Here is a 13328-nt window from a genome sequence, read left to right as displayed (position 1 = left end):
AAGCAGCGCGGGAGAACGGCCGCTGCGAGGCGCCGCGGCCGCGGAAGCGGCCGCCACGACGACGTGAGGCCCGGCCGGAACACCGGTCGGGCCTCACGTTTGTCAGACGGTCAGACGAGGTCGAAGCGGTCGAGCTCCATGACCTTGACCCAGGCGGCCACGAAGTCGGCCACGAACTTCTCGGTGGCGTCCTCGCTGGCGTACACCTCGGCCAGCGCCCGCAGCTGCGAGTTCGAGCCCAGGATCAGGTCGACCGCCGAAACCGTCCACTTCACCTGGTCGGTGGCGAGGTCGCGGATCTCGTACCCGTGCTCGTCGGTCTTCGACGCCACCCACCGGGTGCCCGGCGAGAGCAGGTTGGCGAAGAAGTCGTTGGTGAGCTTGCCCGGCGTGCCCGTGAGCACACCGGTCGCGGCGCCACCCACGTTGTTGCCGAGGACGCGCAGACCACCGAGCAGCACCGTCATCTCGGGCGCGGTCAGGTTCAGCATGTACGCGCGGTCGATCAGCAGGACCTCGGGCTGGGTCTTCTCGCCGGAACGCAGGTAGTTGCGGAAACCGTCGGCCCGCGGCTCCAGGACAGCGAACGACTCGATGTCGGTCTGCTCCTGGGTGGCGTCGGCGCGGCCCGCGCGGAACGGGACCGTGACCTTGACGCCACCGTCGGCGGCGGCCTTCTCGACGGCGGCCGAGCCGGCCAGCACGATCAGGTCGGCCAGCGAGATCTGGGCGCCACCGGTGGCGTTCCACTCCTGCTGGATTCCCTTGAGCGCGTCGATCGTCGGGATCACGCCCTGGTTGACCGCCCAGCTGCGCTGGGGCTCGAGGGCGATGCGGGCGCCGTTGGCGCCACCGCGCTTGTCGGTGGAGCGGAAGCTGGCGGCCGACGCCCACGCGGCGGACACCAGCTGCTCGACCGTCAGGCCCGAGTCGAGCACCTTGGTCTTGAGCGACTCGACGTCGGCGTCGGAGACGAGCGCGCCTTCGACGGCGGGGATCGGGTCTTGCCAGAGCTGAGCCTCGGGCACCCACGGGCCGAGGAAGCGGCTGACCGGGCCCATGTCACGGTGCAGCAGCTTGTACCAGGCCTTGGCGTAGGCCAGCGCGAACTCGTCGGGGTTGTTCAGGAAGCGGCGCGAGATCTTCTCGTACGCCGGGTCCATGCGCAGCGAGAGGTCCGTGGTCAGCATCGTCGGCTTGTGCTTCTTGGCCGGGTCGAACGCGTCCGGGATGATCTCGTCGGTCGTCTTGGCGACCCACTGCTTGGCGCCGGCCGGGCTGGTCGACGGCTCCCACTCGTACCCGAAGAGGATCTCGAAGAAGCGGTTGCTCCACTCTGTCGGCTTGTCGGTCCAGGTGACCTCGAGGCCGCTGGTGATCTGGTCCTTGCCCTTGCCGCTGCCGTACGTGCTCAGCCAGCCCAGGCCCTGCGCCTCGATCGGGGCGCCCTCGGGCTCGGGGCCGATGTGGTTGTCGGCCGGGGCCGCGCCGTGGGTCTTGCCGAAGGTGTGGCCGCCGGCGATGAGGGCGACGGTCTCCTCGTCGTTCATGGCCATGCGGGCGAACGTCTCGCGGATGAAGTGCGCGGCCGCGACGGGGTCTCCGCTGCCCTTGGGGCCCTCGGGGTTGACATAGATGAGGCCCATCTCGGTGGCGCCGACACCCTCGGCCATCGTCTTCTCGGTGGCGTAGCGCTCGTCGCCCAGCCAGGTGTCCTCGGGGCCCCAGAAGATCTCCTCGGGCTCCCAGGTGTCGACCCGGCCGAAGCCGAAGCCGAAGGTCTTGAAGCCCATCGACTCCATGGCCACGTTGCCCGCGAGCACCAGCAGGTCGGCCCACGAGATCTTCTGGCCGTACTTCTGCTTGACCGGCCACAGCAGGCGGCGCGCCTTGTCGAGGTTGGCGTTGTCGGGCCAGCTGTTCAGCGGGGCGAAGCGCTGACCGCCGTCGCCGGCGCCACCGCGACCGTCCTGGATGCGGTAGGTGCCGGCCGCGTGCCAGCTCATCCGCACCATCAGGCCGCCGTAGTGGCCGAAGTCGGCCGGCCACCAGTCCTGCGAGGTGGTCAGGACCGAGATGATGTCGGCCTTGAGCGCCTCGACGTCGAGCTTGGCGAACTCCTTCGCGTACTCGAACGAGGGGCCGAGCGGGTTGGCCTTGGACGAGTGGGCGTGCAGCACGGACAGGTCGAGCTGGTTGGGCCACCAGTCACGGTTGGTGTGCGGACGGCCGCCGGTCTTGGGTGTCGGCGAGTCGATCGCGGGATTCTCGCTCTCGCTGCCGTGCGCGGTCACGGAGTCGTGCGCGACCGGGCAACCGGAGGCCTTCGGGTCCTGGGTGTCGCTCATCGGTTTCCTTCCGAACAGTCGGGGCACGTGCCCCAATAAACGACTTCCGCCTCGTCGATCACGAATCCGTGGTCGTCGGAGGCAGTGAGACAGGGGGTGTGGCCGGCCGCGCACTCGACATCGGCGATCGCCCCGCAGCGGCGGCAGACGACGTGATGGTGGTTGTCGGCCACGCGCGACTCGTAGCGGGCGGTCGCGCCGGCGGGCTGGATGCGACGCACCAGCCCGGCTTCGGTGAGGGCCCGCAGCACATCGTAGATCGCCTGGTGGGAGACCTTCGGGTGATCGGTGCGGACCAGCGCGATCACCTGGTCGGTGTCGACGTGCGGGTGGTCGCGCAGGGCGGCCAGAACCGCGAGCCGCGGCCTCGTCACCCGCAGCGAGGCGGACCGGAGCTGCGCCTCGAAGTCGACCATCACCCGCAGAACCCTAGACCCCAAGATTGGAACAAATCAAGTTTACGGCGGGTGAACCTTACCCGCGCCGACCCCCGGGCCGATGGAAGATGGGGGCATGACTGATTTCGATCCGAAGTCGCTGCTGGCCGAGTCCCGGCTGGGCGTGCTGGCGACCATCAAGGCGAGCGGCCTGCCCCAGCTCTCCCCCGTCACGCCGTTCTACGACCGCGAGGCCGGCAAGATCTACGTCTCGGTCACCGACGGCCGGGCCAAGACCGCCAACGTCCGCCGCGACCCGCGCGCCGCCCTCGAGGTGACCCACCCCGAGGGCTGGGCCTGGGCCACCGCCGAGGGCCCGGTCGAGCTGATCGGCCCGTCCAGCGACCCCAACGGCCCCGAGGTCGAGGCCCTGGTCGACTACTACCGACGGGCCGCCGGCGAGCACCCGGACTGGCAGGAGTACCGCGAGGTCATGGTCAGCGACCGCCGCGTCCTGCTGGTGCTCACCGTCGACCACGTCTACGGCCAGTCGATGCGCTGACTCACTCGAGGGCGGCGACCACCCGGCGCAGTTCGCTGTTGACGTAGAAGCCGTGGTCGGCCAGCAATTTCTGCATCTCGTCCAGGGCGGCCTGCCCCGGTTTGCCGAAGCGGACGGTGGCGTAGCGGGCGGCCACGGCCGGGGTGCGGCTCTGGCCGGCGGCGCAGTGCAGCAGCACGCGGTGGCCCTCGTCGCGCAGGGCGGCGACCATGCGGGCGGCCTGGTCGAGGGCGAACGCGGTGTTGGCGTTCGCGCCGGGCTGGTCGACCAGCCACACCTGCACCTGGTTCTCGGCCGGCACGCCCGGGAACTGGGCCCGGCCCACGCGGCACAGCGACACCACGGCCGTGGTGCCGGCCGCCGCCGCGTCGGTGACCAGGTTGCCCAGGACCACCTGGTCGTCGTCGGGGTGGGCCAGCAGCAGCGAGTGCGGGATGGGTGGTTCCATCCGGTCGACGCCGGGCCAGCCCACCCCGTCGGGGCGGCCGCCGCCGACCGTGAGCAGGCCCAGGCCGATCAGGTCGGCCGAGCGCTGGTGGTCCCAGCCGTGGACGATCCGCTGCCACGGCAGGGGGATGCCGGAGACACCCCAGCGGGCGCCGAGCAGCGCCCCGGCGATGGCGGCCACCGTATCGGTGTCGTTGCCCGCGCGTACGGCCGCGTACAGGGCGTCCCGCAGGTGATCGCTGGGGAAATCGGTGGCCGGCACCGGCGTACGGGAAATGGCCGACCACGCCGCCTGCAGAGCGGTCACCACGAAGCCGTTGTTGGGGAAGTGCGCGGGCGGGTGGGCCTCGGCCTCGTCGAGCCAGGCCGCCCACTGGCCGCAGCGGTCGGCCGGCAGCAGGTCGAGACCCTCGCGCAGGCCGTCGAACGTGCCCTCGAGCACGGCGTGCCGGATCGCGGCGCACCACAGCACGCAGGCCTCGCTCGCGAGCGGGTCGAAGTGGGTGAGCTCGCTGACCGCGCGGGCGGCTTCGGCCATGCCGACCGGGTCGTCGAGATAGGCGAGGGCCACGACGCCCGTACGCATGAGGGAGCCGTTGCCCGCGCTCTTGCCGGTCTTTTCGTGCAGCGTGCGGGCCGATTCGCTGAGCACCCGGCCGAGCCCTTCGACGGGTCGGCCGCGGACCGCGGAGAGCACCTGGCGGGTCTGGATGCCGATGTCGCTCGCACCCTCGGTCTGCCAGCGGACGAAGTTGGCCGCGATCCGGTCGAGCGCGGCCGCCGTGCGCAGGTCGGCCCCGGTCGCGGCGACCTCGGCGATGCAGAACGCCATCTGGGTGTCGTCGCTGTACTCGCCGGGCGCGTAGTTGCCCAGGCCGCCACCGTTCATCCGCGGGGCCTCACCTGACGGCGGCAAGGGGGCCGTCCCGAACTCGTAGGGGACACCGAGCGCGTCGCCGCAGGCCGCGCCCAGGAGCACCCCGGCCGCCCGGTCACTCTGAACGGCGCTGAGCCGTGTGTTGTTCATGCCCTGCATTTTCGCATTTCCGCAGCGCTGCACCCGTGATCACCCAAGCTGGGCGGGATGTTGCTTGTGCACCGGGCCGAGCGGACCGACCGGCTGGCCGAGGCGCTCGCCGACGTGCTGCGCGAGCCGCTCGGCGACCCGTTCGCGGCCGAGGTCGTCAGCGTGCCGTCGAAGGGGGTCGAGCGGTGGCTGGCCCAGCGGCTCGCGCACCGGCTCGGCACCGGGGACGGCGAGGACGGCGTCTGCGCCAACGTGGTCTTCCCGTCGGTGACCGAATTGCTGGACCAGGTCGGGCTGCCGGGCGGGGGCGACGATCCGTGGCGACCCGACCGGCTGGTCTGGCCGCTGCTCGAGGTCATCGACGAGTGCACGCCGCAGCCGTGGTGCCGGGCGTTGGCGGCCTATCTGAGCACGCGCGGGCGGCGCTGTGCGACGGCTCGGCATCTGGCGGGGCTCTTCGACTCGTACGGCAAACATCGCCCCGACATGCTGCGGGCCTGGTCGGCCGGCGAGGACACGGACGGGGTGGGCGGCCCGCTGCCGGACGACCTGGCCTGGCAGGCCGAGCTGTGGCGGTGGCTGGTCAAGCGGATGACCGTGCCCAGCCCGGCCGAGCGGCTGACCGAGGTCTGCGAGGCGCTGCGGCACGATCCGGGGCGGTCGGCGCTGCCGGGGCGGTTGTCGATCTTCGGCCTGACCCGGTTGCCGGCCGCGCACGCGGCCCTGGTCGACGCGCTGGCGGCCGGGCGTGACGTGCATCTGTGGCTGCCGCATCCGTCGCCCGATCTGTGGGAGCGCCTGAAGCCGTACGGGAAAGGGCCGCGAGCCGACGACGCGAGCCGGGGTGTGCCGCGGCATCCGCTGCTGGCCTCCCTGGGCCGCGACGCGCGCGAGCTGCAACTCACCCTGCCGGCGGCGGAGTCCCGGCATCATCCTGGTCCCGGGTTCCCGAGTACGCTGCTCGGCCGTCTCCAGCAGGCCGTAGCCGACGACGCGGTGGCCCCTGACGTACCCGTGGCGTCCGACGACCGCAGCGTGCAGGTCCACGCCTGCCACGGCCCGGACCGCCAGGTCGAGGTGCTGCGCGAGACGATTCTGGGCCTGCTGCAGGCCGATCCGACCCTGGAGCCGCGCGACATCCTGGTGATGTGCCCGGACATCGAGACGTTCGCCCCACTCATCTCGGCCGGTTTCGGGCTCGGCTCGGACGCCGCCCACCCGGCCCACCGGCTGCGGGTGCGGCTGGCCGACCGCGCCCTGCGCCAGCTCAATCCCCTGCTCGGGGTGATCGCCCTCCTGCTCGATCTGGCCGACGCCCGGGTCACCGCGGCCCAGGTGCTCGACCTGGCCGCGACCCCGCCGGTGCGGCGCCGGTTCCGGTTCGACGACGACGATCTGGACCGGCTGCGCGAGCTGGTGGTCGAGTCCGGGGTCCGCTGGGGCTTCGACCCCGAGCACCGGTCGCGCTTCCTGGTCCCGGCCCGGTCGAACACGTGGGTGGCCGGGCTCGACCGGATCCTGCTCGGGGCGGCCATGTCCGAACAGGAGCCGCAGTGGCTGGGCACAGCCCTGCCCCTGGACGATGTGGACTCGGGGGACGTGGATCTGGCCGGGCGGCTGGCCGAACTGGTCGACCGGCTGGGCGCGGCCCTGGGCGACTTCGCGGACGAGCGGCCGCTGACCGAGTGGCTCGACGCGGTGCGCCGGGCCGTCGACGGGCTGACGGCCGTGTCCGATGCGGACGCCTGGCAGCGGACCCAGCTCGACACGATCCTGACCGAGATGGGCGCGCACCCGAGCATGCTGACCCTGGCCGACGTGCGATCGTTGTTCGCCGTACGCCTGCGAGGGAGCCCGACCCGGGCCAACTTCCGCACCGGCGACCTGACCATGTGCACACTGCTGCCGATGCGCTCGGTGCCGCACCGGGTGATCTGCGTGCTCGGCCTGGACGACGGCGCGTTCCCGCGCGGCGCGGGCCTGGACGGCGACGACGTGCTCGGCCGCTCGCCCTGTGTCGGGGAACGGGATCCCCGCGGCGAGGACAGGCAACTGCTGCTGGACGCCGTGATGGCCGCGACCGGCACGCTGGTGCTGCTGTATTCGGGCGCGAACGAGCGGACCAACGCGCCGCTCCCACCCGCCGTGCCGCTCGACGAGCTGCTCGACGCCCTCGGCCCGGCCCGCGAGCACGTGCTCGTCCGGCATCCCCTGCAGCCGTTCGACGCCCGCAACTTCGCTCGGGAGCGGCCGTTCAGCTTCGACCGGATCGCCCTGGCCGGCGCGCTGGCCGCCGGTGGTGACCGGACCGACGAGCCGCCGTTCCTGGCCGCGCCGTTGCCGCCGCTCGACGGCGATGTCGACCTGGGTGACCTGCAGTCGTTCCTCGTCCACCCGGTCAAGGCGTTCCTGCGGCGCCGGTTGGGGGTCAGCCTCTATGCCGGCGCCGACGAACCGGCCGACGGGCTGCCCATCGAGCTCGACCACCTCGAGAAGTGGGCAGTGGGTGACCGGCTGCTGCGATCGCTACTGGGCGGGGCCGAGCTGACCCGGTGCGTGCAGGCCGAGTGGCGGCGGGGCACGGTGCCGCCGGGCCCGCTGGGCTCCCGGCTGCTCGACACGATCGCGGCCGAGGTGCAGCCGCTGGCCGACGCGGCCCGGCCCCTGGTCGACGGCTCGCCCGAGGCCGTCGACGTCGCCGTGCGGCTGCCGGACGGGCGCGTGCTGAGCGGCACGGTCGGCGATGTGTATGACGATACGATCGTCAGCGTCTCGTTCTCGCGGGTCTCGCCCAAGACCCGCCTGCGGGCCTGGCTCAACCTGCTCGCGCTGACCGCGGGGCGGCCCGATCAGCCCTGGCGGTCGATCGTGATCGGCCGGGGCAAGCGTGGGCGGCCGGCCAAGTCCACGTTCGGGCCGATCGACGCCGCGGTGGCCGGTCAGTTGCTGGCCGATCTGGTCGCGCTGGCCGACGAGGGGCTGCGCGAGCCGGTCCCGCTGGCGCTGAAGACGTCGCACGCGTACGCGCGAGCCCGGCTGGCCCGGGCCGACACCGAGAGCGCGTACGCCAAGGCCCGGGCCGAGTGGACCAAGTACGACGGCGTCGGCGAGTCCGAGGACGCCGAGCACGAGATGGTGTGGGGCGCGGAACCCGCTCTGGAGCGGCTCCTGGCGGATCCGGCGCGGTTCGACGCGCTGGCCATGCGGGTCTGGACCCCGCTGGGCCGGGCCGAGTTCGCGGAGCAGCTCTGATGACGGTCGCCGCGTTCGACGTCCGGGGCCCGTTGCCCGCCGGCACGACGGTGCTGGAGGCCAGCGCGGGCACCGGCAAGACGTTCACGATCGCCGCGCTGGCCGCCCGCTACGTGGCCGAGGGCCGGGCCGAGCTGCGTGAACTGCTGCTGGTCACGTTCAGCCGGGCCGCCACGGCCGAACTGCGGCAGCGGGTCCGCGAGCGGCTGGTCAGCGCGGAACGCGGCCTGGCCGACCCGCCGGGCGCCCGGGAGTCGGCCGACGGGGTGCTGGCGCTGCTGGCCGACGCGCCGGACGACGAGATCGCGCGGCGCCGCCGCCGGCTGGCCACCGCCGTCGCCGACTTCGACGCCGCGACCATCGCCACCACCCACCAGTTCTGCCGCCAGGTGCTGGCCGGGCTGGGCATCGCCGCCGACAGCGACCCCGACGGCGTGTTCGTGGAGGACCTCGACGACCTGATCACCGAGGTGGTCGACGACCTGTACGTCCGCAAGTACGCCGTGCCGGGCGCTTCGCCACCGCATTTCACTCATGCCGTGGCGCTCGAGATCGCCCGCAAGGCGGTCGGGGACAGCCAGGCCCGGCTCGAACCGGCGGGCGCCCCGGCGGGCGAGGTCGCGGACGTGCGCTACCGCTTCGCGTCGGCGGTCCGCCTCGAGGTGCAGCGGCGCAAGCGGGAACGGCGGCTCTACTGCTTCGACGACATGCTCACCGGCCTCGACGGGGCCCTGACCGATGCCGTACGCGGTGAAGCGGCCTGCCGGCGGCTGCGCGAGCGGTACGCGGTGGTGCTGGTCGACGAGTTCCAGGACACCGACCCGGTGCAGTGGAACATCGTGCGCACGGCCTTCCACCGCCACCGCACGCTGGTGCTGATCGGCGACCCCAAGCAGGCCATCTACGCCTTCCGCGGCGCCGACGTGGCGAGCTACCTGGCCGCGTCGGGCACCGCCCCGGCCCACGCCACGCTGGGCACCAACTGGCGCAGCGACCGGGGCGTGCTCTCGGCCTTCGAGACGTTGTTCGGCCGGGCCGCCCTGGGCGACAGCCGCATCACCGTACGACCGGTGGCCGCGGCCCACCCCGGCGCGCGCCTGCCCGGTCCCCCGTTCCGGCTGCGGGTGCTCGGCCGGAACGGGTTCGCTCTCAACACGTACGGCCTGATCGCCGCGGCCGAGGCCCGCCAGGCCGTCACCGACGATCTGGCCGCGCAGATCACCACCCTGCTGGCCCGGGGCACCGCGCCGCCCGGGGACCTCGCCGTGCTGGTGCGCACCCACCGGCACGCGGCTCAGGTGCAGCTGGCGCTGTCGGCCGTCGGCGTGCCGGCCGTGCTGACCGGCACGACCAGCGTCTTCGGCACGGCCGCGGCCCGCGACTGGCTGGCCCTGCTGGAAGGCCTGGAGCAGCCGCACCGCGGCCCCCGGGTCGCCGCGGCCGCCCTGACCGGCCTGATCGGCTGGCCCGCCCGGCGCCTGGCCGAGGCGACCGAGACCGAACTCGACGAACTGGGCACCACGTTGCGGCACTGGGCCCGCCTGGTCACCACCCGCGGCGTGGCGGCCCTGTTGGAGGCGGTCACCGCGACCGGGATGCCGGCCCGGCTGCTGGCCCGGCGCAACGGCGAACGCCACCTGACCGACCTGCGGCACGTCGGCATGGCGCTGCACGCGGCCGCGGTCGAGGGCTCGCTGGGTCTGACCGCCGTCACCGAGTGGTTGCGCCGCCGGATCGAAGACGCCCCGCACGACGCGAGCACCGAGCGCAGCCGGCGGCTCGAGTCCGACGCCGACGCGGTGCAGATCGTCACCGTCCACAGCAGCAAGGGCCTGGAGTATCCGGTGGTGTTCCTGCCCTTCGGCTGGGACCGCCCGCAGGGCAAGCCCGACCTGTTGCAGCTGCACGACGACGCGGGCGCGCGCGTGCTGGACGTCGGCGGGCCCAGCGGGCCACGCTTCCGCGACTCGCGCCGGCGCCACAACGACGAGCAGGACGGCGAGGATCTGCGCCTGACCTACGTGGCCCTGACCCGCGCCGCTTGTCAGGTCGTCGCATGGTGGGCGCCCACGCTGAACACCGGATCGTCGGCGCTGCACCGGTTCCTGTTCGGACGCCCGGGCGAGGGGCAGAGTCCCGACCACGAGTACGCCGTTCCGGACGACGACACCGTCCGCGCTCAGCTGGCCGGGCTGGCGTCGGCCCACTTCGCCGTGGAACCGGTCGCCGGCCACGGACCGGCGAGCTGGACCGCGCCCGCCACCGAACCGCCGGCGCTGGCCGCGGCCCGGTTCAGCCGGCGGCTCGACCTGGGCTGGCGACGCACGTCGTACTCGCGGCTCACTGCCGACCAGCACGACGAGCCCGGGGTGCACAGCGAGACCGGGCCCGAGAACGACGAGCCCGACCTGCCACCCACGCCGACGGCGGACAAGCACGGGGATCTGGTATCCCCGATGGGCGATCTGCCGACCGGGGCCGCGTTCGGCACGCTGCTGCACACGCTGCTCGAGGGCACCGAACACACCGAGGCCGGGCTCACTTCGAAGGCCGCCGAGTTGCTGGGCCCGTCGTCGGGCGAGCTCGTGACCGCGCTGCTGCCCGCCCTGCACACGCCGCTCGGCCCGCTGGCCGGCCAGCGGCGGCTGACCGACTTCGGGCGGGCCGACCGGCTCGACGAGCTGGAGTTCGAGCTGCCGCTGCACGGTGGGGACCGGCCCCGGACGGCCGCCCACCTCACCCTGCGGACGGTCGGCGACGGCCTGGCCCGGCACCTCGAGCCGGGGCATCCGCTGGCCCGGTACGCCGACGACCTGCGCGCGCCGGGGCTGGGTGACCAGCCCTTGCGCGGTTACCTGACCGGCAGCATCGACGCGGTGCTGCGGTTGCCGGGGCCGCGCTACCTGGTGGTCGACTACAAGTCGAACTGGCTCGGCTCGTACGGGGGTGTGCTGACCGCGCACGACTACCGGCCCGAGGCCCTGGACCGGGCGATGATCGCGGCCCACTACCCGTTGCAAGCGCTGCTCTACACCACCGCGCTGCACCGCTATCTGCGCTGGCGGCAGCCCGGCTACGACCCGGCGCAGCACCTCGGAGGCGTGCTCTATCTGTTCCTGCGCGGCATGTGCGGGCCGCTGACCCCCGTGGCCGACGGGGTGCCGTACGGGGTCTACAGCTGGCAGCCACCACCCGCCCTGATCACGGAGCTGTCGGACCGGCTCGACGGAGGCACCCCATGACCGTGCTGATCGAACGGGCCCGCAACGCCGCCGGGCTGCTGGCCGCGTTCAACGACGCCGGGGTGCTGGCCCTGGCCGACGTCCACGTGGCCGACCGGGTCGCCCGGCTCGGCGGCGAGCCCGACGAGACCGTGCGGCTGGCGGTCGCGCTGACCGTGCGGGCGTTGCGCCTGGGCTCGGTCTGCGTCGAGCTGGCCACGGCCCGCCGCACGACCACCTCCGAGGAGGAGGTCGACCTGAGCACGCTGCCCTGGCCCGAGCCGCCCGCGTGGCGGGCCGCCTGTGACCGCAGTCCGATCGTGGCCGCGGCCGGCGAGTCGGGGCGTCCGCTGCGTCTGGTCCGCGGGCTGCTCTATCTCGACCGCTATTGGCGGGAGGAGGAGCTGGTCCGCCGCCAGCTGCAACAACGGGCGGCCGCACCGCCGCCGCCGGTCGATCTGACCCAATTGCGTACGGACCTCGGGCGCTTGTTCGAGCCGGGCGGCGAGAAGCAACGGTTGGCGGCGGCCGTCAGCGCCCTGCGCCGCGTCACCGTGCTGGCCGGCGGTCCCGGCACCGGCAAGACGACCACGATCGCGCGTCTGCTGGCCGTCCTGTGCGCCCAGCCCGGTGAGCCACCGCGCATCGCGCTGGCCGCGCCCACGGGCAAGGCGGCGGCCCGGCTCGAGGAGGCGGTCCGCTCGTCCGGCGTGCCCCTGCCCGACCTGCGCGCGTCGACCCTGCACCGGCTGCTCGGCCGGCGGCCCGGATCCCGTACGCGCTTCAAGCACCACGCCGCCCACCGGCTGCCCTACGACGTGGTGGTGGTCGACGAGACCTCGATGGTGTCGCTGACCCTGATGGCCCGGCTGATCGAGGCCGTCCGCCCCGACGCCCGCCTGATCCTGGTCGGCGACCCCGACCAGCTGGCCTCGGTCGAGGCCGGGGCTGTGCTGGGCGACATCGTGGCGGCCAAGGGCGAACCGTCCCCGGCGCTGGCGGCCGCCCTGGCCGGGGTCGGCGAGACCGGCGAGGTGGTGAACGGCGTCGTCACCCTGGACCGGGTCTGGCGCTTCGGCGGCGACATCGCCCGGCTCGCCACCGCGGTCCGCGCCGGCGACGACGACGCCGTGGTGGCGCTGCTGCGCTCCGGGAGCGGCGAGGTCGAGTTCGTCGAGTCGGCGGCCGTGTCGGGCCTGCGCACCGAGGTGGTGGAGGCTTTGGCGACGGTGGCCGAGGCCGCGTCGGGCGGGGATGCCGTCGCCGCGCTGCACGCTCTGGAGCAGCACCGCCTGCTGTGTGCGCACCGCCGGGGCCCGTACGGGGTGACCCGCTGGACGGCCGAGATCGAGAGCTGGCTCCCGGCCGACCGCCTGACCGACCTGTCCCCCGGCCGCCCGCTGCTGATCACCGCCAACGACTACGACGCCGGCCTCTACAACGGCGACACCGGCGTCGTCATCCAGACCCCCGACGGCCTACGGGCCGCCTTCGCCCGCGGCGGCGAGGTCATGCTGATCCCGCCGTCCCGCCTGTCCGAGGCCCAGCCCCTTTACGCGATGACCGTCCACCGCAGCCAGGGCAGCCAGTTCGACCGCGTCTCCCTGGTGCTGCCCCCGGCCACATCCCCCCTGCTGACCCGCGAACTGTTCTACACAGCCGTGACCCGCGCCAGAACCGGCTTACGCATCCTGGGCACCGAGGACGCGGTGCGCGCGGCCGTCACCCGCCCGATCGCCCGCGCCAGCGGCCTCCGCGACACCCTCACCGAAAGGGCCCGGACGTAATTGTCCGGGCCCTTTCGGCGTACGGGAGAATCAGTTCTTGATCCATTCGAGAATATCGGCGCCGAGCTGGGCCCGGTAGTCGCCCTGAATGCCGTGGGGGGGCGCCCTTGTAGACCTTGAGGGTGCCGTTCTTGACCAGGTTGATGGACTTCAGCGCGGCGTCCTTGATGGGGACGATCTGGTCGTCGTCGCCCTGGCAGATGAGGATAAGGCATCGCATTCTTCTTTCGCTCGGTCGCGATGGTCGGACGCCGGCACAACTGCCCGGCCTCCGTGCCTTTCGAACGAGGATTTACCGCTGCTCACA

7 protein-coding genes are annotated in these 13328 nt (G+C 73.1%); 4 read left to right on the top strand and 3 right to left on the bottom strand.

All coding sequences use genetic code 11. The features are described 5' to 3' along the window. Positions 1-110: 110 nt before the first annotated feature. Positions 111-2348 (bottom strand): catalase/peroxidase HPI, encoded by a 2238-nt coding sequence (gene katG / locus M1L60_RS39865; protein WP_253242779.1) that lies wholly within the window; start codon positions 2346-2348, stop codon positions 111-113. Next, positions 2345-2767 (bottom strand): Fur family transcriptional regulator, encoded by a 423-nt coding sequence (locus tag M1L60_RS39860; RefSeq protein ID WP_308208608.1) that lies wholly within the window; start codon positions 2765-2767, stop codon positions 2345-2347. The genes katG and M1L60_RS39860 overlap by 4 nt, the downstream gene beginning before the upstream one ends. Positions 2768-2861: 94 nt before the next feature. On the opposite strand from M1L60_RS39860, the gene M1L60_RS39855 reads away from it, so the two are divergent. Then, entirely contained in the window at positions 2862-3287 is a 426-nt protein-coding gene (locus M1L60_RS39855; RefSeq protein ID WP_253242778.1) for a PPOX class F420-dependent oxidoreductase, read from the top strand. Between the two features lies 1 nt (position 3288). Here M1L60_RS39855 and M1L60_RS39850 read toward each other — a convergent pair whose 3' ends face one another. Continuing rightward, positions 3289-4761 carry an ADP-ribosylglycohydrolase family protein gene (locus tag M1L60_RS39850; protein ID WP_253242777.1) on the bottom strand — a complete coding sequence of 491 codons (1473 nt, stop codon included), beginning with the start codon at positions 4759-4761 and terminating at the stop codon, positions 3289-3291. A 57-nt stretch (positions 4762-4818) separates the two neighbouring features. Between M1L60_RS39850 and recC the strand changes: the two genes are divergently transcribed. From recC to recD, 3 genes are read left to right on the top strand one after another with little or no spacing between them, the layout of a single operon-like run. Then, positions 4819-8013 carry an exodeoxyribonuclease V subunit gamma gene (gene recC, locus M1L60_RS39845; RefSeq protein WP_253242776.1) on the top strand — a complete coding sequence of 1065 codons (3195 nt, stop codon included), beginning with the start codon at positions 4819-4821 and terminating at the stop codon, positions 8011-8013. Next, positions 8013-11255, top strand: a complete 3243-nt coding sequence (locus tag M1L60_RS39840) for a UvrD-helicase domain-containing protein (RefSeq protein WP_253242775.1) — start codon at positions 8013-8015, stop codon at positions 11253-11255. Before recC ends, M1L60_RS39840 begins: the two co-directional genes overlap by 1 nt. Further along, a complete protein-coding gene (gene recD, locus M1L60_RS39835; protein ID WP_253242774.1) occupies positions 11252-13021 on the top strand; it encodes an exodeoxyribonuclease V subunit alpha in 1770 nt (589 codons plus the stop codon). The genes M1L60_RS39840 and recD overlap by 4 nt, the downstream gene beginning before the upstream one ends. Positions 13022-13328 lie beyond the last annotated feature (307 nt).

The sequence above is a fragment of the Paractinoplanes aksuensis genome (assembly GCF_024137025.1).
In the GTDB taxonomy this organism is placed as follows: domain Bacteria; phylum Actinomycetota; class Actinomycetes; order Mycobacteriales; family Micromonosporaceae; genus Actinoplanes; species Actinoplanes aksuensis.
The sequence above is the reverse complement of the archived record's forward strand: the minus strand, read 5'-3'. Positions and strand labels throughout refer to the sequence as shown.

Bases quoted from the DNA above. Each gene is read 5' to 3' on its own strand.
- recC (WP_253242776.1), top strand. From the start codon at position 4,819: ATGTTGCTTGTGCACCGGGCCGAGCGGACCGACCGGCTGGCCGAGGCG.
- katG (WP_253242779.1), bottom strand. From the start codon at position 2,348: ATGAGCGACACCCAGGACCCGAAGGCCTCCGGTTGCCCGGTCGCGCAC.
- M1L60_RS39840 (WP_253242775.1), top strand. From the start codon at position 8,013: ATGACGGTCGCCGCGTTCGACGTCCGGGGCCCGTTGCCCGCCGGCACG.
- M1L60_RS39850 (WP_253242777.1), bottom strand. From the start codon at position 4,761: ATGAACAACACACGGCTCAGCGCCGTTCAGAGTGACCGGGCGGCCGGG.
- recD (WP_253242774.1), top strand. From the start codon at position 11,252: ATGACCGTGCTGATCGAACGGGCCCGCAACGCCGCCGGGCTGCTGGCC.
- M1L60_RS39855 (WP_253242778.1), top strand. From the start codon at position 2,862: ATGACTGATTTCGATCCGAAGTCGCTGCTGGCCGAGTCCCGGCTGGGC.